This window comes from Brevibacterium sp. CSND-B09 (assembly GCF_052906525.1).
In genome coordinates this window covers 4049144-4068816 of the sequence record NZ_JBREGI010000001.1, presented here as the reverse complement: position 1 = coordinate 4068816, position 19673 = coordinate 4049144, and the positions used below count along the sequence as shown (strand labels likewise).

Here is a 19673-nt window from a genome sequence, read left to right as displayed (position 1 = left end):
GTCTGCGGGGGTCTTCTGGTGCTTGGGGAGATTCGGGTCGCCGGCTGGCGACGGTGCTCGCTGCCAGCAGGCCCGACTGTCTCAGTCGGCGAGGAAGTCGGCGAGCACCGCGGAGATCTTCTCTGTCTCGGTGAGGAACCCGTCGTGACCGACCGGGGAGTCGATGATGTGGTGTCGCACTCTCCCCGGCAGCGCCTCGGCGAGGATGCCCACCTGTTCCGGCGGGAACAGCCGATCCGAGGACACGGAGACCACGAGGTTGTCGGTGCAGGCGTCGGCCAGTGCGACCGTGAGGTCGGAGGAGCGACCTCGGCGCACATCATGGTCGCGCAGGGCACGTGTGAGCACGATATAGCTGTGCGGATCGAACCGGGCGGTGAGCTTCTTGGCCTGATGGTCCAGGTACGAGGTCACCTCGTAGTAGTCCTCCGAACGCAGCCGACGGGAGAAGCGTTCATTGAGGTCGGCATCGTTGCGATACGTCAGGTGCGCGATCTGCCGGGCCAGTCCGAGCCCATGACTGGGGAAGCTGCCGACGGCCGAATAGTCTCCGGAGTAGTAGTCGGCGTCGAGTTCGATCGCGCGTTCCTGCATCATCGCCCAGGCGATCTGGTCGGCTTCGCAGAAGGCCGGTGCGGCGATGACCGCGCATTTGCGGACCTTCCGGCTGTCCAACAGAGCGAACTCGAGCGCTCGCGCACCACCCATGGATCCGCCGATGACGGCGACCCAGGAGTCGATGCCGAGGATTTGGGCGAGATTGTGCTCCAGGCGTGCCATGTCGCGGATCGAGACCCGAGGGAATCGGGAGCCGTAGGCCAGACCGTCATCATAGGACGACTGCGGCCCGGTCGTTCCCGAGCAGCCTCCGAGGGAGTTCGCACACACCACGAAGTACTTGTCGGTGTCGACAGCTTCCCCGGGCCCGACGACACCCGCCCACCATTCGGTGACGCGGGTGTCGCCGGTCAGAGCATGCTCGATGAGGATCGCATTGGACCGGTCGGCGTTGAGGGCGCCGAAGGTCTCATAGGCGATCTCGACCGTGCCGAAGGTGTGTCCCGAGTCCGTGCCGAAGCCGAGGATCCGTTCGACGGAAGTGCTCTGGGTGGTCATCTCAGGCCGCGGTCTGCGCCTTCGCCGCAGCTGCCGCGAAGCCCTTGTCGAGGTCGCCGATGATGTCGTCGACACCTTCGATGCCCACGGACAGGCGGACCAGTGCCGGGTTGACTCCGGCCGCCTTCTGGGCTTCCTCGTCGAGCTGAGCGTGCGTGGTCGAGGCCGGGTGGATGACGAGCGAGCGGACGTCGCCGATGTTCGCCACCAGCGAGTGCAGTTCGAGGGCGTCGACGAAGGCCACAGCGGCGTCGTATCCGCCGGCGATGTCGAAGGCGAGCACCGAACCCACGCCGTTCGGCAGGTACTTCTTGGCCAGTCCGTTCCAGGGGCTCGACTCGAGTCCGGCGTAGGCGACGCGGTCGACCTGGCTGTGAGCCTCGAGGTAGGCGGCGACCTTGTTCGCGTTCTCCACGTGGCGCTCGATGCGCAGGCTCAGGGTCTCGATGCCCTGGGCCAGCAGGAATGCGTTCGTCGGACTGAGCGAGGGTCCGAGGTCGCGCAGGCCCTGCACGCGAGCCTTGAGTCCGAAGGACACGTTCACTCCGAAAGCTCCGTCGGCGCCGAGGTCGCGAGCGAAGACGAGTCCGTTGTAGGAAGCGTCGGGTTCATTGAAGCCGGGGAACTTCTCCGGCTGTGCTCCGTAGTCGAAGTTGCCGCTGTCGACGAGGACACCGGCAACGGAGTTGCCGTGGCCGCCGAGGTACTTCGTGGCCGAGTGGAGCACGACGTCGGCACCGTGTTCGATCGGACGCACGAGGTAGGGGCTGGCGAGGGTGTTGTCGACGATCAGCGGCACACCGGCATCGTGAGCGATTCCGGCGATCGCCTCGATGTCGAGGATGTCTGAGCGCGGGTTCGACACGACCTCGCCGAAGAGGAGCTTCGTGTTGTCCTGGATCGCGTTCTTCCACGCCTCGTGGTCGTCGACATTGACGAAGGTGGTCTCGATGCCGAGCTTGCGCAGGGTGACGTCGAGGAGGTTGACGGTTCCGCCGTAGAGGCTGGAGCTGGCCACGATGTGGTCACCAGCTCCGGCGACGTTCGTGATCGCGAGGAATGCCGCGGACTGGCCCGAGGCGGTGAGGACGGCGTGGACGCCGCCTTCGAGATCGGCGATGCGGTTCTCGACGACCTCGTTCGTCGGGTTCGTCAGGCGGCTGTAGACGGGGCCGACGTCGGTCAGCGCAAAGCGCGCTGCGGCGTGGTCGACGTCGTTGAACACGAACGAGGTGGTCTGGTGGATGGGCAGGGCGCGCGAACCGGTGGTCGGATCGGGAACCTGTCCGGCATGGATCTGACGGGTTTCGAATGCCTGGGTCATGGTGACTCTCCTGTATGAGTGCGGTGGCGGTGTCGCTGGTTGAGGCGATGTGATGTGTCTACTGTCATCGACTTCGCCGGCTGGCACCCGCCTGTGTGTCATGTTGGCGTCATCGTGTGTCATGTTTCGTCACACCGTGCCGTGCAGCTGTCATCTGGCAGTGCCGACGTTCACCGGAAGTTCCGCGCCTTCGTCGGCAGCTGCACCTCGAGGGGGACGAGTTTGTGCGCGTAGAGGCTGACCACGTCTCCCCCGCGCTGGATGAGTCCGGTGACGACGAGGGCGTTGCGGGAGGTCGCGACCGTGCGGAAGCGTTTCATCAGCCCGGCCGTGGCTACGACGTTGAGCATCCCGAATTCGTCTTCGAGGTTGATGAAGGTGATCCCCGAGGCGGTGGCCGGGCGCTGCCGGTGGGTGACGATCGCGGCCACCGTCATCCGGGTTCCGTCCGCCGCACGCGCCGCATCCGCGGTCGATGAGTATCCGCGGGCGCTCAGCGTCTCGCGCATCATCTCCGTGGGGTAGCCGTCGACGGTGATCCCGGTGGAGAAGAGTTCGGCCAAGGTCGTATCGAAGGCGTCCATGGTCGGCAGGCTCGGCGCCGAGTCCACGCTCGCCGTTCCCGGCAGCAGCCCCGGATGGGCACCGGCGACTCCCCCGGCCAGCCACAGGGCCTGCCGTCGGTCGAGGTCGAATCCGGACAGGGCCCCGGCCGTGGCCAGCGATTCCAGGGCCTGCTTGCCGATGCCGGTGCGTTCGGCCAGGTCCGCCACCGAGGCGAAGGGAGCGATCTCGCGTTCGGTCACGATCACCTCGGCGAAGGAGCCGACATGCGCGACCGTGTCCAGTCCCAAGCGGATCCCCAGCTCCCCCGCCGAGGCGGTCGTGTCCTTGTCCTCCCCCGCTGAGGCGGTGTCCCCATCCCCGGCCTCTGTGACCCGTTCGAGGTCCGTGGCCGCCTGGGACCGGCGGATGTCGACGGGCAGGATCGGCACTCCGTGCCGGCGGGCATCGGCGATGAGCGACTGCGGGGAGTAGAAGCCCATCGGCTGGCTGCGCAGCAGACCGGCGGTGAAGGCGGCGTGGTGATGGTATTTGAACCAGGCGGACTGATAGACGAGGTTCGCGAAGCTGATGGCATGCGATTCGGGGAATCCGTAGTTCGCGAAGGCCGCGATGGTGGAGAAGATCGTCTCGGCGGTCTCCGCGTCGACTCCGCGCTCCATGGCTCCGGTACGGAACTTCTCGGCGAGTTCGGCCATCCGCTTCTCCGACCGACGGGAGCCCATGGCCTGCCGCAGCCGGTCGGCATCGGCCCCGGTGAACCCGCCGACGTCGATGGCCATCTGCATGAGCTGCTCTTGGAACAGAGGGACCCCGCAGGTCTTGGCCAAGGACTTCTCGAGCAGCGGGTGGAGGTATTCGACCTCATCCAGACCCTGCCGTCGGCGGATATAGGGGTGGACGGAGCCGCCTTGGATCGGCCCCGGTCGGATGAGGGCGACCTGCACGGCCAAGTCGTAGAACTTCTCCGGGCGCAGCCGGGGCAGGGTGGCCAGCTGGGCGCGGGATTCGACCTGGAAGACCCCGATCGCATCGGCACGGCAGAGCATCTCGTAGACGGCTTCGTCGTCGTCATCGATCTCCGCCCGGTCGATGAGGACCCCAGTATGACGGTGGACGAGTCCGACCATCTCGTGCAGGGCAGTGAGCATGCCCAGACCGAGCAGGTCGAACTTGACCAGGTCCATGGCCGCGCAGTCGTCCTTGTCCCATTGGACGACGGTGCGGTGGCCCATCGTCGCCTTCTCGATCGGCACGACTTCACCGATGGCACGGTCGGCCAGGATCATCCCGCCGGAGTGGATGCCCAGATGGCGCGGTGAGCCGAGCAGATCCTCGGCGACCTTGAGCACCGGTGCGGGCACCGGTGAGTCCTCGGCATCGGGCAGGCTCGACCACCGGTTGCTCGACTTCGAGAACGCATCCTGCTGGCCGGGGGCATAGCCGAGGCTGAAGGCGGCGTCCCGGATAGCCGATTTCGCACGGTAGGTGATGACATTGGCGACCTGGGCGGCCCGGTCACGACCGAAATGGTCGTAGACGTATTGGATGACCTCTTCGCGGCGGCCGGATTCGATGTCGATGTCGATGTCCGGGTACCCCTTGCGGTCCGGGGACAGGAACCGGTCGAAGAGCAGTCCGTGTTTGACGGCGTCGACGGCGGTGATGCCGAGGATGTAGCAGACCGCGGAGTTCGCCGCCGAACCCCGGCCTTGGCAGAAGATGCCCATATTGCGGCAGAACTCGGTGATGTCGAAGACGATGAGGAAGTAGCCGCAGAAGCCCAGTTGGGCGATCATGTCCATCTCCCGGTCCAGCTGCTCCCAGGCCCGCGGGTGCTCTGCTCGGGATCCGTAGCGGGTGCGGCCGCGTTCGGCGATGAGGCCACGCAGATACGTCTCCCCCTCGGTCTCATCGGGCATCGGCGCCTTCGGCAGATCGGGGCGGGCCGAGGAGAGGACGAAGGAGCAGTCCTGACCGATCCGCACCGCATTGTCCACAGCCTGCCGCGGGAATCGCGCGAGCATCTCCTGGCCGGTGTGGATGCGTGCGCTTGCCGTCGCCGGCAGCCATCCGGCCAGTTCGTCCAGGGACTTCCGCGACCGCACCGAGGCGCGCACCTGAGCCGACTTCCACTCGGCCCGGGTGGCGAAGTGGACGGCATTGCTGGCGATGATCGGCAGGCCCGTCCGCTGGGCCAGATCGCCGAGGTGGCGCAGCCTCTCGTCGTCATCCGGGGTTCCGTCCCGGCTGAGTTCGACGGCGACCCGGTCGGGTCCGAAGAGTGCGGTGAGTTCGCGCAGAGCGCTGAGCCCGCCGTCATCGTCGCCCAAGGCTCGTCGCAGCGGTCCTTTGCGACAGCCGGTGAGGATCATCCAGTCTCCGTCCTCTGCAGCCAGTTCTTCGAGGTCGAAGAGCGGACGGTTCTTCTCACCGCGCAGGTTCGCCTCGGTGATGACCTGAGAGAGCTGGCGGTAGCCCTCGACGCTGCGGGCGAGGACGAGCAGGTGGGTGGCATCGGGGTCGGTCTGTCCGGGGATCTTCTCGGCCAGCCCGATGGACAGTTCGGAGCCGAACACGGTGTCCAGTCCCGCCTCGGCGGCGGCATGGGCGAAGCGGACGGCACCGTAGAGTCCGTTGTGGTCGGTCAGCGCCAGGGAGCTCAGCCCGGCGGCGGCGCCGGCGGCGGCGAGTTCTTCGGGGTCGGAGGCTCCGTCGAGGAAGCTGAACTGGGAGTGCACATGCAGCTCCGCCCAGTCGACCTGCTTCCGCAGCAGTCCCGGTCCGCGGTTCGGTCCCTGAGCGCTGCCGGCGCCTGCCGGCTCCTGATAGCGGCTGCGTCCGTCCGAACCGCCGGGGCCGACCGAGACTTGGTAGCGGTCGGGGCGGGAGAACGCAGGAGCATCGGAGCCGTCGGCGTGCTTGTCGACAGGCTGTTTTCCTGCCGGGTTCTCACCAGCAGGCTGTTTGTCCGCCGGGGAGGACGGGATGTCCTTGCCCTCGAGGCGGCGGGCCAGCTTCGACCACGGTGTGCGCGGGTTCGAGAATCCCATCGGGATCTCCTCCTCTCAAGTGGGGTCGTTCTCTCGGCTGGGGTCGTTGGTCGGCAGGTTGCCGGTCAGCGGTAACGGCCGGTGAGGTACCACTGACCGTGCTCTTTGCTCAGCAGAAGGGCACGGCCGGCATCGGTGACCACCTGCAGCCGGGTGCGGTAGACGGCTCGGTTCGGGTCCCACCATCCGGATTCGATGGGCCAGGAACCGGAGTAGTCGGTGATGGTCTCGGTCTGCCCGGTGGGGAATCTGATCGTCGCCGGGGCCGCACCCAGACCCGAGGGGCGTGCTTCCACCGGTGAGCCGTCCGCGGCGAGCACGTCGACGGCGGAGTGTTCGACGGTCGTCGGACGGGGTGCGTGCAGAGCACCGGGCCAGGGAGCGCCGGGGCTGCGTTCGGGGACGGCCGCCTGCTGCCACGGGGTCCACAGGTTCGTCTCTGCCGGGTCCCACCCGCCTTGGATGCCCGGAACCAGGACGGCATCGGGACCGAACAGTCCCTGTAGACGCTCGAGCGTATGGGTGATCTGCCCGGTGTTCTCGTCGAACAGGCTGCGTGTGGCACCGATCGGGGTGGTCAGTTCGGCCGCGATGAGGCGCAGCGCGATGATGCCGTCGTCGGAGAAGTCCTCGGCGTCGGGTGCCGGCTCGTCGACGATGTCGAGTTCCTGCGGGTCAGGCTGTGCCGTGCGGGGATTCTGTCCCGGAGGCGAACCCCGGCCCACTCCCGCCAGCCAGCCTTCGGCCTGCCACCGCAGGCGGTCGGCGATCGCATTCTCCTGCATGTCCTCGATCCGCCAGGTCCGGGACGAGGACTGGCCGCCCGCGGCATCGAGTTCGATCGTGATCTGGGTGCAGACCAGCCCCTGTCTGCGCACCTTGCCCAGCAGGTCGGCACCGAGCTGGCGGGCGAGGAAGCCGAGGGTATCGCTGCGGGTCGTCGGGGCATCGAGGTCGAGTTCGACGTCGAGCTGTTCGCCGCGGACATGATCGGCGAGCGGGGCTCCTGCCCGCCCGGAGGCCAGGTCGTGCAGATGCCGACCGAAGGCGCCGAAGCGTGCGTTCACGTCTTTGGTCGCGAGGCGGGCGAGGTCACCGAGGGTGCGCAGCCCCAGCTGCAGGAAGACCTCGATCAGCGCGGTCGCCTCGGCGCCGGCGTATTCCAGGGTGGTGATCGGCTGGGCGGAGAGGAAGTCCACGGTCTGTCCGGGTTCGACGCGGCGCGCCTGTCCGGCGGCGAGGACCGCGGCGAAGACGGTGTCGGCGATCCCGGGGAAGAACTCCCATCCGGTGTCATCGACAAGCGCCGAGACCAGTGTCTCGACCGCATCGGCTTCGTCGGCGTAGCCGTGTCTGAGCGAGTCGAGAGGGATCGCCAATGTTCCCGGGCTGAGCAGGGTGAACCGTGCGACGAGGTTGTCGAGGGCACCGACGCCGGCACTGAAATGTCGGTTGTCGGCCTCTTCGTCCCAGACCGCGATGTGGGCTTCCGGACAGCGGTATCCCACGGCGCGTTTGTTGTTCCCGGCGGTGATTCCGGCGGCACGGGCCGGAGCATCGGCGGCGATGACCTTGCCGGCGTGGAGGACCGCGACAGGGCGGCCCGGTGCGATGTCGTGTTCGACCGCTGCGGCCACCGCCGGCCAGTCGGGAACGGTAAGCACGAGGGTGCGGCCGGACTCATCCGACATGGCTGATCACCTGCCGCAGCTGTCTGATCGTCGACCACCGAGGATCGTCGTCCGTGCCCGTGGCCGGATCTGTGCCCAGATCCGCTGTCGGGGCCTTGGACGCTCCGCCGTCTGCCACCACTTCCAGCGTCCCCGCGGGGACGCTGGCGGGAGTTCCTGACGGTCCCGGCAGCAGGAACCGGTGGGTTCCCGTCTGTGAACGAGCACGGACGAGGCAGGACTGCAGACGGCCGTGACCGTGTTCGGCACCCGACCAGCGGGTGTCGGTGATCTCGATCTGCTCCGTACTGCCGGAAAGAGGTCGGAGGCTGATGAGGCTCATTCGTCGTTCACGGATCTTCGCCAGGAGTCGGGCCCGTTCCGAAGCACTCGGGGCGAAGCCGGGGTCGACGAGGATGATGTCGAAGGATTCGATGAGGATCGAAGCCACTCGCAGCCAGTCCTCACCAGGGGTCGCGAGGTTGACGAAATGGTCGAGATCGACACCGAGGTCGGCGATCGAGGACACGGACGGTTCGCCGAGCCCGATGCCGGCACACCACTTCTGTTCCCGGGTCGCCGCAGCGATCGTCGCCAGGCCGCAGCTCAGCGACAGCTCACCGGTGACGGTGACGAGTTCCCCACGCGGCAGACCGCCGCGACGGAACAGCGGAGAGAGCACAGGATCCACCGGATGGGGTGGGATCTTGTCGAACAGTGCCGCAGCCGTGGAGATCCCCGTCTCCCGACTGAGCTGTTCGATGACCGGTGCTGCTGACATGACATCCATTATCGAACTGGTGTTCTAAATTGGCAAGATTCAGACAACAGCTTTGCCTTCCCGGGCGTGTCGCCATTCGGCATCGAACATCCATGCGATACAGAGGCCGAGGTCAAAGCCGTAGCCGCCGCCGACGGTGCCGGGATCGGCCGCTTTCGTGATCTGCCTGACCTTGGCAACGCGAACCGCCGTGTTGAACATCATCCGTCCCCTCACTCGGCTTTCCAGAGGAAGCAGCTGGGAGCCGTCGGGCAAGTAGAAGGCAAAGGCGGCGGGACCGCGCATCGCTCCAGCGAAGTCCGCTCCGGTGCGTTCGATGCGCAGCTGGTATTTGTGTACCACGGTGTGATGTCTGCGACAGAGCAGGATGAGATTGTCCATATCGGTCCTCCCGCCCTGCGACCAGGGGCGGATATGGTGGGCATCGCATCGCCTGCGGGCACGGCAGCCGGGGAATTGGCAGCAGACATCACGCACGCTCAGTGCCATTCGCTGTCGTCTGCTCACCAGACGCTTCGAGCGCCCGAGCATGAGGACGTCACCTCCGGCATCCTTGATCGCCCCGCTGATCAGCGCCTCACAGCTCAGGCGCTCCGCCGTCGCCGCAGTGATACCGCCGAACCCTTCGATCCGGCAGGTCGTATCCGCGCCTCCGCTCGGCGTCCCCGCGGGGACGTTTGCCTCGACTCCTGCCGGACCGTCCGGTTCGCCTTCCGTCCCCGCGGGGACGCAGACGGCGGTCGGCTTTGCGGGGATGCTGAGCAGAGGGGGCTTGAACGCGGGCGCGGCTTCCATCGTGGCGCCGCTGCGGGTGATCACCTCTGCGGAGGCATGAACGAGCAGTCGGGCACGATCGGCGTCGATCGAACCCGTGGACTCGGCACGAGGGAAGGCGTGGATGATCTCCATCAGGCACATGACCTGGGAGACCGGCTCATAAGGAGCCTCGTCCGCTTTGCCGCCCTCGCCCGCAGCCCCCTCCCCATCGGAACCGCCGTCATGGACGGGACGTTCGAGAACCTGGCGGGCGGCGTCGAGCATCGCGGCGATCTCTGCGGCGTCGTCATCCTCGAGTTCGATCGTGATCCGGGTCCGACCGGGTGCCACCTGACGCATGCTCACACTGTCCTGAGCCAGGTACAGAGGGAACGGGCCGTTGTCGATCTTGTCGGCCAGCTGCTGGTAGTTCTGCGAGATCCGACTGATCTGACTGCCGGTGGCGAGGGTGGCCAGACGCAGCGCCTCATCGTCGCCGATCCGCTCCCCCAGCCGGGTCACTTCCCTCACCTTTGAGAAGCTGACATCACCGCCCGCCAGACTCTTCTTCACCTTCGGCAGCTCCCGCAGAGCCTTCATCACGCGCACATACTCGCGAGCCGTGTGCATGCTCACCGACGCCACATGCATCACCCACTCGGTCAGGGTCTTCACACCGACCCATTCCGCCCACAATCCCCGTCTCTCGACCTCGTCGATGAGGGTGATGACGCGGGCATGGCAGAAGGAGATGCATGAGATGTTGCGCCGGATATCCGTCACGATCTGCTCACAGGTGAGGGTGCTGGGGTCCACATCGGCGTCAGCCCCTCCATAGTCCTTCGGATCGACGCTCAACCCCTCGAGCTCCGCGGTCTCGGCTGCGCGCGGTCGGGTCGATTCCTGTGCAGCCGAACTCGCTCCTGTCTCATCCCACCGAGCCGTGGTCTGCTGTCCCTTGCCCCTCGGGCCCGAGCCTGCCCATGCCTGAGCGGACGGAATTCCGCTCTGGCTTGCCGAGGCCACGGCCGCTTCCCTCACACGTCTTTCCCATTCCATGTCCTCGCCCCACGGATCGACCTGATCTTCGTTGTGCATGGCTTCGCTCCTCGTGCCGTTCGGCCCCGCAGCCCCCATGACCACCGACCGTGCTCCCACTCTAGAACTCGGCACTGACACGAGAATTTCCTCTAATACAAGCTGAACTGATTATTCATTGGTCATCTTCGATTCGTTTTCGTTTCTGCTGGTGATGGCTGCACACCTGCCGAAGCCACCGCAACCTGCTCCCGCCGACGCGCTCGCGTCAGTGCGTCAGGGTAGGGTGGCGTCATGACCGACGGCACAAACGGCACTTCGTCCCGCGAAGCGGCCACGCGTGATTCCTATGATGCGATCGCCCGGACCTACACGGAATGGGTCGCCGATGAGCTCACCGCCAAACCGCATGACCGCGCCGTCCTCGGGGCCTTCTCCGAGCTCGTCCTCGGCACCGGCTCGACGGAGGTCCTCGACCTGGGCTGCGGGCCCGGTCGCATCACCACATTCCTCGCCGCCCTCGGACTCGAACCGCGTGGACTCGACCTCTCCCCTGCCATGATCGAACTCGCGCAGGGCCTCTATCCGACGCATCAGTTCGACGTCGGGTCGATGACAGCCCTGCCCTATGCCGATGAGTCCTTCTCCGGTCTCGCCGCCTGGTACTCGACGATCCACGTCCCGGACGATGAGCTTGTCCTCACCTTCGCCGAGGCGGCCCGTGTCCTTCGTCCGGGCGGTTGGTTCCAGCTGGCGTTCCAGCTCGGGGACCGGGTCGATCACTTCTCCGATCTCGCCGGCTTCGAGGTCGATCTCGACTTCCACCGCCGCTCGATCGATGACGTTCTCACCGCGCTCGAACCGCACGGCTTCATTCCTGCCACCCGCCTCGAACGCGAACCCGACCGGACCGGTCGCTTCCCGGAGACGACCAGGCAGGGTTACCTCCTCGTTCGTAAGGCCGGCTTCTGAGGTGAGAAGATGAGGGTGATATGAACATCGACATCGTCTTCCACACTCCCGAGATCCCCGGCAACACCGGAAACGCCATCCGGCTCGCCGCGGTCACCGGAGCCCATCTGCATCTCGTCGAGCCCCTCGGCTTCGACCTCTCCGACGCGAAGCTGCGCCGAGCCGGTCTCGACTATCACGACCTCGCCCATGTCACCGTCCATCCTTCGATCGACGAACTCTGGGGCCACCTCGGCGAACGTCGGGTGATCGCGTTCAGCACGCATACGGACAATTCCTTCGCCGAGGTGGACTACCAAGACGGTGATGTCCTCCTCTTCGGACGCGAGTCGACGGGACTGCCCGACGAAGTCGTCAACGACGAGCATGTGGATATGACTGTGCGGATTCCGATGCTTCCGGCACGCCGTTCGCTCAACCTGGCGAATTCGGCATCCATCGCCATCTACGAAGCCTGGCGTCAACACGGCTACGCAGGGGCCTGAACCCGCGTAGACTTCTTCGCGAACGCTTTACCTGAAAGGACCACTATGACCGCAAAGGTGCTCACTGTCGCCGGATCCGATGTCTCCGGCGGAGCCGGACTCGAAGCAGATCTGAAGATGTTCGACGAATACGGGGCCTTCGGCACTGCCGTCGTCACCTGCATCGTCACTTTCGATCCCGATGACGGATTCGCCCATGTCCTCGAGTTCATCGAGCCCGAGGTCGTCACCCGTCAGCTCGAATCGACGCTGGCCGTGCACGAGTTCACCGCCATCAAGTCCGGCATGCTCGGCTCCGTCGACTCGGCACTGGTCCTCGCCGAAGAGCTGAAGACCAATGTTCTGCCGTACGTCTTCGATCCTGTGCTCGTGTGCAAGGGCGCAGGCACCATGGTCGATCTCAAGGATCTCTTCGTCGAGAACCTCGTGCCTCTGGCCACCGTCGTCACCCCGAACCTCGAAGAGGCTGCGACCTTGGCCGGGGTCGTCCCCATCGACTCCGTCGAGGGCATGGTCGAGGCCGCGAAGATCATCCACGGGCAGGGCGCGAAGAACGTCGTCGTCAAGGGCGGAGCCCGTCTCGCCGGGGACGATGCCATCGACATCCTCTTCGACGGTGAGACCGTGACGACTCTGCGCTCGCGCAAGGTCAACAACAAGCTCGTCAACGGCGCAGGATGCTCCTTCGCCTCCTCGATCGCGGCAGGAATCGCCACCGGTCTCGACATCAAGGACGCCGTCGTCTCCGCCAAGGAGAAGGTCGCTCACGGAATCGCGAACTGCCTCGACAATGCCACCGGCGTCGCTTCGCTCTACCATCCGGCGGCACGGGTGAGTCCCTCCTCCGAGGTCTCAGTCACCGTCGACTGATCATCGGTGCTTCGGTTGCGTCCCCGCGGGGACGCAACCCTGGCACGGTTCCGCGGAGCCGTCGTAACGGACAGAACTGTCGTAACGGACACTGCGGCCCGCAGACAGCAGATTGCCCCGCACACCTGGTCGGTGTGCGGGGCAATCTGTATGAAGCTGTTGGGAACGCCCGAGATCAGCGCTTGCCGAAGCCCTTGTAGCGGTCCTTGAACTTCTCCACGCGGCCGGCGGAGTCGAGGATGCGCTGCTTGCCCGTGTAGAACGGGTGCGAAGCGGACGAGATCTCGACGTCGATCACGGGGTAGGTGTTGCCGTCTTCCCACTCGATGGTCTTCTCGCTCTTAGCGGTGGAGCGGGTGAGGAACTTGGTGCCGGAAGCCAGATCGTTGAACACGATCGGCGCGTATTCCGGGTGGATGTCCTTCTTCATTTTCTTACCTCTGCTGAATTCTTTCAGGCGCCTGATATGAGTTGAACTCATCTGCCAGTGCCCGAATTCGTCTGCTGGACACGCTCCGAACCGTAGGAACCGGACACGGAGCGACAATCGATTCTAACTGATGGGCCCGGACAAAGCGATTCGACACGGATCTCCTAAACTGTGGCCATGACCACGAAGGAACGCCTCTCCACTCAGTTCACTCTCCGACCCGCCGCCACCGCCACCGAACTCATGGCCGAATCGACGGCCGCCGCCTTGTCCACGGTCTCCGGCGATGTCGACGTCTTCGATATCGATCCGCAGATCGCCGATACCGCTGCTCTCCTCGATGCCACGGATCTGCCTCCGGCCACTTCGGCGAACTGCGTTCTCGTCGCCGGCTCGCGGGGCGGCGAGGAGCGGATCGCCGCCTGCATGGTGCTGGCGAACACCCGCGCCGACGTCAACAAGCGGGTCAAGAAGCTCCTCGATGTCCGCAAGGCCTCGTTCCTGCCGCTCGAACGCGCCGTGAACGAATCGGGGATGGAGTACGGCGGCATCGGACCGATCGGCCTGCCGGAGAATTATCGGGTGCTCATCGACTCCCGCGTTGCGGAGGCCGACGAACTCATCATCGGTTCCGGTATCCGCGGCTCCAAGCTGCTCCTCTCCGGATCCGCACTCGCGTCCCTGCCCGGCGCCGAGGTGATCGAGGATCTCGCGAACGAGATCGGCTGACCGTGGCGCTCGGTCCCGCGCCGTCCGTCAGCCAGATGCTGCCCGTCAGTTCAGTCCCGCTCGTTCGATGACGTAGTCGATGAGCGGGGCGTAGAGGTTTGGCACCACATCATCGTCCAAGGGGATGGTGGCTTCGATCTGCCCCTGCGCCTCGGCGACGAAAAGGGCGGGATCGTTGCAGTCGGCGTAGCCGATAGTTCGCAGTCCCCGGCTCGAGGCAGCACCAGCCCAACCATGATCGGCCACAACGAGGTCCGGGGCCGACCCGCCGCGGGCGGCGAAGTCGTTGAGCAGCGCATGCATCGGTTCAGCCAGGTGGGTGTGCGGGCTGCCGCCATGCTGGTGCCAGGTCCACACATTGTGGATCTGACGGACGTCGCCGCCGATCTCCGGGACCGGGATGAAGTGATCATGGGTGTCGATGACGGCGCCGGCGTTTTTCGCCGCGGCGGCAATTGCCATATGCACGGGCAGCAGTCCTGCCGGATGTCCGGTGGCGAAGAGGATCCGGCCGCCGGCGCGGGCGACCTGGCCGACCGCCTCGGCGAGCTTCTCCAGAGCGTCGATGCAGCCTTCGGTGGAGATCGTGTCCACGCCTTCGACGAACTCGGGATCGGGCCGCAGGCCGCAGCGTTCGACCATGAGCGCGAACACTGAGTCATAGTCCCAGTCGCGGGTGAGTTCGACGCCGAAGTCGAATTGGCGTTCCTGGTCGAGGAACCGGTGGATGTGCGAGAGGTTGTTCTCTCTCGGTGTGGCGACCTCCCCGGTGATCCGTCCGGCTTCAAGAGCAAGGGCTAGGGTGCTGCGGTCCACTGGGGTCCTCTCCGTCATGACTGCGGGAATGATCACTGTCTTTCTGAGACGATCATACGGATGATGAGCGCGATCATCAGTTCCTTCTCGGAAGGTTCACTCATCGCGACCAGCAGCGTCATCGCTGCCAGCGCATTGTTGTCGACTCGCCTGTTGCCATCGGGGTCGATCAGCGCGCCGTTGCGGTCAAGGAAGGTGACGAACAGCGCCGCGGCGCTGCGCTTGTTGCCGTCGGAGAGGGGGTGGTCTTCTCTTCGGCGGTCGGATAGGGTTCGTGGTCTCCGAACCCCTGATAGATCGCCCCGATGACAGCCCCTAGAGCATCGCCTCGTTCCCTCCCCAGCAATTTGTCGTCGGGAAATGCCAATGACAGTCCGCCGATGATTCTGCATGCTGCTTCCAGGGTCAATTCTCATCCAGGCACGGAGCTCGATTTCGACGACAAGTATCCTTCGTCATAATCTCTGAGCATGGTGAGACTTGGCAGGTACGTTGACAGTACGTCGGCAACCCCCGCAACCAATTCGTCCTGCGACCTCGTCAGCACGCTGACAATCTTTCCCAATTCTGACAACCGCCGTAGGTTGACGGCGGCTCCTTCGATCGCATAGCGATGAAGGACATCGTTTGCCCAACGGCGAAATCGCACTCCTTCCGACGACTTCACTCGAAATCCCACCGACAGGACCATGTCGAGGCTGTAGTGCTCAACCATACGTGTGACGGTTCGGGCGCCTTCTTTCTGAACTGTCGCAAATTTTGCGACAGTTGGCTCACCGTCGAGTTCCTCCCGCAGAGCGTTGTTGATATGTTTGCCGATCGTCTTCACATCACGTCCGAACAGATGCGAAAGCTGATGCCGTGTCAGCCAAACGGTATCGGAATCAGTGCGCACCTCGAGCGCGGTGTCACCGTCAGCGGTCGGATACAGCTCAATCGAATTGCTCATAATCAAACGTCAAAGTGCGCCACTGATACGACTCACTCGTCCTGCAGGGCGAAGCAGGTGACCGCCGAGGCGGCCGCGACGTTGAGGGAGTCCACTCCCCCGCTCATGGGGATCATCACGGTCGAGTCACAGGCGGCGATCGTCGATCGCCGGAGTCCTTCGCCTTCAGTGCCGAAGACGACTGCGGTGCGCTCCGGTGCCGAGGCGGCGAAGTCGCGCAGCCCCACAGAATCATCGTCGAGTGCCAGGGCAGCCACGTGGAAGCCGGCGTCGTGCAGGGCAGAGATTCCGGCAGGCCACGGGTCGATGCGCGTCCACGGCACCTGGAACACCGTGCCCATGGACACACGGATCGACCGGCGATAGAGCGGATCCGCGCAGCGCGGGGTCACGAGCACGGCGTCGACGCCGAATGCGGCCGCAGAACGGAAGATGGCGCCGACGTTCGTATGGTCGACGATGTCTTCGATGACGACGATTCGCTTGGCATCGGCGACCAAGGCCGCGGGGTCGGGAAGGGCCGGTCGGCCCATGGCGGCCAGAGCTCCTCGGTGGAGGTGGAATCCGGTCAGGGACTCCACAGCGGCATCCGTGCCGATGAAGATCGGCACATTGCTCTCAGAGATGATGTCGGCCAGGTCGAACAGCCATTTCGGGCTGGTGAGGAACGACCGTGGCGAGAGGCCGGCTGCATGAGCGCGGCGGATGATCTTCGAGGATTCGGCGATGAACAGCCCCTCGGCGGGTTCACGCACGCTGCGCAGGGCGACATCGGTCAGCTGCGTGTAGTCGCGCATGCCCTCGAGGCGCCCGTGCAGGGCATCGCCGGAATCATCGCCCTGGCTTCCAGAAGTCAGGTCCGCTTCGTCGAAGAAGCGCAGACGCTCGACGACGATCCCGAGCTCAGCGGACCGATCGATGACCTGCTGGCGGGTCATGGGTGCCTTGGCCGGAGTGTTCACAGCGTGCTCCCGTTCACAGCGGAACTCCGTTCACAGCGTGAGGATCCTCCAGATCGCGACGAGTCCGAGGGCCACGATGACGGCGCGCAGCAGTACGGGCGAGAACTTCCGCCCGATTCGGGCACCGAAGTACCCGCCGATGAGTGAGCCGATGGCGATGCAGACAACGGCGATCCAGTTGATCCGGTCGTGGCCGACGATGATGTACGTGCTTGCCGAGACCGTATTGACGACGAGGACGAGGACGTTCTTCAGCCCGTTGAGTCGCTGCAAATCATCGGGCAGCAGCAGACCGAGCAGGGCGATGAGGATGATGCCCTGGGCGGCGGCGAAGTAGCCGCCGTAGATCGCGGTGAGGAAGACGACGATGAGCACGACGATGTACCGGCCCGTGGACAGGCGATCCCCCGCCCTGGCGGCCCGATGCTCGACGCCGGCAGCCTCGGCCCGGCGCAGGGACCGGTTCTTCAGGTAGCGGGAGAGGTACGGCTGCCCGACCACCATGATCAAGGCCACGACGAGGAGGACCGGCACGATCGTCTCGAAAGCATCCTCGGGCAGGTGCAGCAGCAGATACGCACCGGTCAGCGACCCGAGCAGAGAGGCGGGAACGTATCCGAGAATCCGTTTCCACTGCCCTCGCAGCTCTTCACGGTATCCGAACGAGGAGGCGATATTGCCGGGGATGAGACCGACAGCGTTGCTCATCGTCGACACCACCGGCGGCACTCCGAAGGCGACGAGCGCCGGGAAGGTGATGAGCGTTCCGGAGCCGACGACGGCGTTGATGCCTCCTGCCGCGATTCCGGCGACGATGACAAGGCCGATCTGCCACGGCTCGAGGCTCAGGTTCGCCAGAAACTCCATGCTCAGAGGGCGGAACGTGCGTGGTAGCGCTGACCGTCCCGGGTGAGCTTGACGTCGATGCCGAAGGTCGCCGCAAGGTTCTCCGCCGTCAGGGTCTCCTCGATCGGACCTGCGGCCAGATCGGTGCCCTCGGACAGCAGCAGCACATGCGTGATGCCCTCCGGAATCTCCTCGACGTGGTGGGTGACCATGATCGTGGCCGGCGCCCACTTCGATGACAGGATCTCCGAGAGTGCGCCGAGCAGCTCCTCACGCCCGCCGAAGTCGAGTCCGGACGCCGGCTCGTCAAGCAGCAGAAGCTCCGGGTCGGTCATGAGCGCGCGCGCGATCTGCACACGCTTGCGCTCGCCCTCGGACAGCGTACCGAAGGTGCGATCGGCCAAGTGAGTGATGTGGAACGCGGCCAGCAGATCGCGGGCACGCTCGATATCGTCCTGCTCGTACTCCTCCACCCAACGTCCAGTGACGCCGTAGGCGGCGGTGAGCACGGTATCGAGGACCGCTTCGGAACTCGGAATGCGGTTGGCCAGAATCGTCGAGGCATACCCGATGCGCGGGCGCAGCTCGAACACATCGACGCGGCCGAGCTGCTCCTCGAGGATGTTGACCGTACCCGTCGTCGGATGCATGCGACCGGCCGCGATTTCGAGCAGGGTCGTCTTGCCCGCACCATTGGGTCCGAGCACTGCCCAGTGCTCGCCTTCGGCGACGGTCAGCGAGAAATCGTCGAGGAGGAAATTCGTCCCCCGGCGCACGGACACAGAATCCAGATTCAGGACTTCACTCATATCTTCAGACTCTATCGCAGACGAGCCGTCTATCCTGGTTCGACATGGACCTCACGACCGACTCACTGCTGCTGACCCTGGCCCTCAACCACCGTCTGCGCTCGACCCTGCCCCCTGACGAGGTGACCTCTGCGTTCCTCGACGATGATCGTGATGTTCCTCTCATCGTCTTCGATGAGGTCTTCGACTCGGTCGTTCCCACCGGTCTGCTGCTCTTCATCGCTGAGGCGGCCGCCTCGGGAATCACCCATGCGCGCTTGGCGCTGCACCACCCGTCTCTGCCGCATGCGACTCCCCCGGTCGATCGCACCGCCCGGACGAAGGTCGGACGCCACACCGCCCCCGTCGTCCTCCATCGCGGCGATGAGCAGGCGGCGATCGCCCTCATCGGCGCCGAGGCGAACGTCGAGATCATCGCCTGTGCGCCCACCGTCTTCCGCCCCGTCACGGTCGGGTCCGCCCCCGAGGCGCTGCGGCGTCTGCGCCTGCTGGTGATGGAGGGCTTACGCCTCGTCGAGACCATCGACGTTCCCGAGGACTGGCGGCAGGGGCCGTGGCGTGACTGGCAAGAGGAGCTGTCGACGATGCACCCGATCTCCCGGCTCATCCCCACTGAGGCGGATTCCCGAGCGATCTACGCCGCCCTCGACATCCACCACCGGATGCGCACCGTGCTCGCACCTGCGACCGTCGCCCCGCCAGAGTTCGGTGCGCTGCTGTCTCAGCTGCACCCCGCCGCCGCGGACTACATCATGGCAGTGGCTACGATGAAGGGGTGAATGAGACGCCTCAGGCCACCGCCTCCCAGATCCCCGTCCAACTGCTCGTCATGGACGTCGACTCGACGTTCATCAACGAAGAGGTCATCGACCTCATCGCCGCCCATGCCGGGGTCGGAGACAAGGTCGCCGACATCACCGAACGCGCCATGGCCGGAGACCTCGACTTCGCCGAATCCCTGGCCGAACGGGTCGCCCTGCTGAGCGGGCTGCCGGAGACCGTGCTCGATGAGGTGCGAGAGCAGATCACCCTCACCGAGGGAGCCGCCGACCTGGTCGCGGCAGTGCACTCCTCGGGTGGCCAGGTGGCTCTGGTGTCGGGCGGCTTCACCGCCATCATTGCTCCCGTCGCCGCACAGCTGGGCATCACCGACGTCTTCGCCAACGGACTCGACATCCATGACGGGCTGCTGACCGGGCGGACGAACGGCCGTGTCATCGACCCGAACGCCAAGGCCGAGATCTTCGAGGATCTGCTCGCAGCCGGCGGATACGATCGTGCCGCCTCGGTGGCGATCGGTGACGGCGCCAATGACATCGGCATGGTCGAAGCCGCCGGTCTCGGAGTCGCCTTCTGTGCGAAGCCGGCTCTCGTCGCCGCAGCGGACGCGTCCGTGGAGACACGCGACCTGCGAGCCGTCATCGACCTGGTCGCTGCGCGTGCAGACGTGTGAGCGATCCGTCCGAGGGTGTGGCACCGGCGCCGTTGAGCGCTGACTGACCG

The 19673-nt window shown here is 65.4% G+C and carries 19 protein-coding genes; 6 read left to right on the top strand and 13 right to left on the bottom strand.

What is annotated here, in order from left to right; genetic code table 11:
* Positions 1-81 precede the first annotated feature (81 nt).
* The 6 genes from metX to ACU4IU_RS18115 form a co-directional block, all read right to left on the bottom strand.
* Entirely contained in the window at positions 82-1116 is a 1035-nt protein-coding gene (metX, locus tag ACU4IU_RS18140; protein ID WP_139467254.1) for a homoserine O-acetyltransferase MetX, read from the bottom strand.
* Position 1117: 1 nt separating this feature from the next.
* Positions 1118-2440, bottom strand: a complete 1323-nt coding sequence (locus tag ACU4IU_RS18135; protein ID WP_139467255.1) for an O-acetylhomoserine aminocarboxypropyltransferase/cysteine synthase family protein — start codon at positions 2438-2440, stop codon at positions 1118-1120.
* Between the two features lie 170 nt (positions 2441-2610).
* The gene (locus ACU4IU_RS18130; protein WP_446657525.1) at positions 2611-6057 is read right to left on the bottom strand and encodes an error-prone DNA polymerase; all 3447 of its coding nucleotides are present in this window, start codon (positions 6055-6057) and stop codon (positions 2611-2613) included.
* 65 nt (positions 6058-6122) lie between these two features.
* Complete coding sequence (locus ACU4IU_RS18125) at positions 6123-7748, bottom strand: Y-family DNA polymerase (RefSeq protein WP_446657524.1); 1626 nt, start codon at positions 7746-7748, stop codon at positions 6123-6125.
* Positions 7738-8508 (bottom strand): porin, encoded by a 771-nt coding sequence (locus tag ACU4IU_RS18120; RefSeq protein WP_446657523.1) that lies wholly within the window; start codon positions 8506-8508, stop codon positions 7738-7740. The genes ACU4IU_RS18125 and ACU4IU_RS18120 overlap by 11 nt, the downstream gene beginning before the upstream one ends.
* A 39-nt stretch (positions 8509-8547) precedes the next feature.
* Positions 8548-10362, bottom strand: coding sequence for an HNH endonuclease (locus ACU4IU_RS18115; RefSeq protein WP_446657522.1), 1815 nt, complete (start codon positions 10360-10362; stop codon positions 8548-8550).
* Positions 10363-10596: 234 nt separating this feature from the next.
* On the opposite strand from ACU4IU_RS18115, the gene ACU4IU_RS18110 reads away from it, so the two are divergent.
* From ACU4IU_RS18110 to thiD, 3 genes are read left to right on the top strand one after another with little or no spacing between them, the layout of a single operon-like run.
* A complete protein-coding gene (locus tag ACU4IU_RS18110; RefSeq protein WP_446657521.1) occupies positions 10597-11274 on the top strand; it encodes a methyltransferase domain-containing protein in 678 nt (225 codons plus the stop codon).
* A gap of 20 nt (positions 11275-11294) precedes the next feature.
* Positions 11295-11759 carry a tRNA (cytidine(34)-2'-O)-methyltransferase gene (locus ACU4IU_RS18105; protein WP_139467259.1) on the top strand — a complete coding sequence of 155 codons (465 nt, stop codon included), beginning with the start codon at positions 11295-11297 and terminating at the stop codon, positions 11757-11759.
* Positions 11760-11804: 45 nt separating this feature from the next.
* Positions 11805-12629, top strand: a complete 825-nt coding sequence (thiD, locus tag ACU4IU_RS18100; protein ID WP_446657520.1) for a bifunctional hydroxymethylpyrimidine kinase/phosphomethylpyrimidine kinase — start codon at positions 11805-11807, stop codon at positions 12627-12629.
* A gap of 175 nt (positions 12630-12804) precedes the next feature.
* On the opposite strand, the gene ACU4IU_RS18095 is transcribed toward thiD, so the two are convergent.
* Positions 12805-13059, bottom strand: coding sequence for a type B 50S ribosomal protein L31 (locus ACU4IU_RS18095; RefSeq protein ID WP_101544255.1), 255 nt, complete (start codon positions 13057-13059; stop codon positions 12805-12807).
* Positions 13060-13236: 177 nt separating this feature from the next.
* On the opposite strand from ACU4IU_RS18095, the gene ACU4IU_RS18090 reads away from it, so the two are divergent.
* Positions 13237-13788, top strand: a complete 552-nt coding sequence (locus ACU4IU_RS18090) for a YbaK/EbsC family protein (RefSeq protein ID WP_446657519.1) — start codon at positions 13237-13239, stop codon at positions 13786-13788.
* A gap of 45 nt (positions 13789-13833) precedes the next feature.
* Here ACU4IU_RS18090 and ACU4IU_RS18085 read toward each other — a convergent pair whose 3' ends face one another.
* Genes ACU4IU_RS18085 through ACU4IU_RS18060 form a run of 6 tightly spaced genes read right to left on the bottom strand, consistent with a single transcriptional unit; the run spans position 13834 to position 18170 of the window.
* Complete coding sequence (locus ACU4IU_RS18085; protein ID WP_446657518.1) at positions 13834-14604, bottom strand: phosphatase; 771 nt, start codon at positions 14602-14604, stop codon at positions 13834-13836.
* A 32-nt stretch (positions 14605-14636) separates the two neighbouring features.
* Positions 14637-14996, bottom strand: coding sequence for a hypothetical protein (locus tag ACU4IU_RS18080; protein WP_446657517.1), 360 nt, complete (start codon positions 14994-14996; stop codon positions 14637-14639).
* 20 nt (positions 14997-15016) lie between these two features.
* Entirely contained in the window at positions 15017-15553 is a 537-nt protein-coding gene (locus tag ACU4IU_RS18075; protein WP_446657516.1) for a virulence RhuM family protein, read from the bottom strand.
* 32 nt (positions 15554-15585) lie between these two features.
* Positions 15586-16491: a TrmH family RNA methyltransferase gene (locus tag ACU4IU_RS18070; protein ID WP_446657515.1), complete on the bottom strand. Its 906-nt coding sequence runs from the start codon at positions 16489-16491 to the stop codon at positions 15586-15588.
* 54 nt (positions 16492-16545) lie between these two features.
* A complete protein-coding gene (locus ACU4IU_RS18065) occupies positions 16546-17382 on the bottom strand; it encodes a sulfite exporter TauE/SafE family protein (protein WP_446657514.1) in 837 nt (278 codons plus the stop codon).
* 2 nt (positions 17383-17384) lie between these two features.
* On the bottom strand, positions 17385-18170 hold the full coding sequence (locus ACU4IU_RS18060) for an ABC transporter ATP-binding protein (protein ID WP_139908060.1): 786 nt from the start codon (positions 18168-18170) through the stop codon (positions 17385-17387).
* Positions 18171-18214: 44 nt separating this feature from the next.
* Between ACU4IU_RS18060 and ACU4IU_RS18055 the strand changes: the two genes are divergently transcribed.
* Both ACU4IU_RS18055 and serB read left to right on the top strand, forming a co-directional pair.
* Positions 18215-18949, top strand: coding sequence for a hypothetical protein (locus ACU4IU_RS18055; protein WP_446657513.1), 735 nt, complete (start codon positions 18215-18217; stop codon positions 18947-18949).
* Positions 18946-19623 (top strand): phosphoserine phosphatase SerB, encoded by a 678-nt coding sequence (gene serB, locus ACU4IU_RS18050; RefSeq protein ID WP_446657512.1) that lies wholly within the window; start codon positions 18946-18948, stop codon positions 19621-19623. Before ACU4IU_RS18055 ends, serB begins: the two co-directional genes overlap by 4 nt.
* Positions 19624-19673 lie beyond the last annotated feature (50 nt).

Bases quoted from the DNA above. Each gene is read 5' to 3' on its own strand.
- metX (WP_139467254.1), bottom strand. From the start codon at position 1,116: ATGACCACCCAGAGCACTTCCGTCGAACGGATCCTCGGCTTCGGCACG.
- ACU4IU_RS18135 (WP_139467255.1), bottom strand. From the start codon at position 2,440: ATGACCCAGGCATTCGAAACCCGTCAGATCCATGCCGGACAGGTTCCC.
- ACU4IU_RS18130 (WP_446657525.1), bottom strand. From the start codon at position 6,057: ATGGGATTCTCGAACCCGCGCACACCGTGGTCGAAGCTGGCCCGCCGC.
- ACU4IU_RS18125 (WP_446657524.1), bottom strand. From the start codon at position 7,748: ATGTCGGATGAGTCCGGCCGCACCCTCGTGCTTACCGTTCCCGACTGG.
- ACU4IU_RS18120 (WP_446657523.1), bottom strand. From the start codon at position 8,508: ATGTCAGCAGCACCGGTCATCGAACAGCTCAGTCGGGAGACGGGGATC.
- ACU4IU_RS18115 (WP_446657522.1), bottom strand. From the start codon at position 10,362: ATGCACAACGAAGATCAGGTCGATCCGTGGGGCGAGGACATGGAATGG.
- ACU4IU_RS18110 (WP_446657521.1), top strand. From the start codon at position 10,597: ATGACCGACGGCACAAACGGCACTTCGTCCCGCGAAGCGGCCACGCGT.
- ACU4IU_RS18105 (WP_139467259.1), top strand. From the start codon at position 11,295: ATGAACATCGACATCGTCTTCCACACTCCCGAGATCCCCGGCAACACC.
- thiD (WP_446657520.1), top strand. From the start codon at position 11,805: ATGACCGCAAAGGTGCTCACTGTCGCCGGATCCGATGTCTCCGGCGGA.
- ACU4IU_RS18095 (WP_101544255.1), bottom strand. From the start codon at position 13,059: ATGAAGAAGGACATCCACCCGGAATACGCGCCGATCGTGTTCAACGAT.
- ACU4IU_RS18090 (WP_446657519.1), top strand. From the start codon at position 13,237: ATGACCACGAAGGAACGCCTCTCCACTCAGTTCACTCTCCGACCCGCC.
- ACU4IU_RS18080 (WP_446657517.1), bottom strand. From the start codon at position 14,996: ATGCAGAATCATCGGCGGACTGTCATTGGCATTTCCCGACGACAAATT.
- ACU4IU_RS18075 (WP_446657516.1), bottom strand. From the start codon at position 15,553: ATGAGCAATTCGATTGAGCTGTATCCGACCGCTGACGGTGACACCGCG.
- ACU4IU_RS18070 (WP_446657515.1), bottom strand. From the start codon at position 16,491: ATGACCCGCCAGCAGGTCATCGATCGGTCCGCTGAGCTCGGGATCGTC.
- ACU4IU_RS18065 (WP_446657514.1), bottom strand. From the start codon at position 17,382: ATGGAGTTTCTGGCGAACCTGAGCCTCGAGCCGTGGCAGATCGGCCTT.
- ACU4IU_RS18060 (WP_139908060.1), bottom strand. From the start codon at position 18,170: ATGAGTGAAGTCCTGAATCTGGATTCTGTGTCCGTGCGCCGGGGGACG.
- ACU4IU_RS18055 (WP_446657513.1), top strand. From the start codon at position 18,215: ATGGACCTCACGACCGACTCACTGCTGCTGACCCTGGCCCTCAACCAC.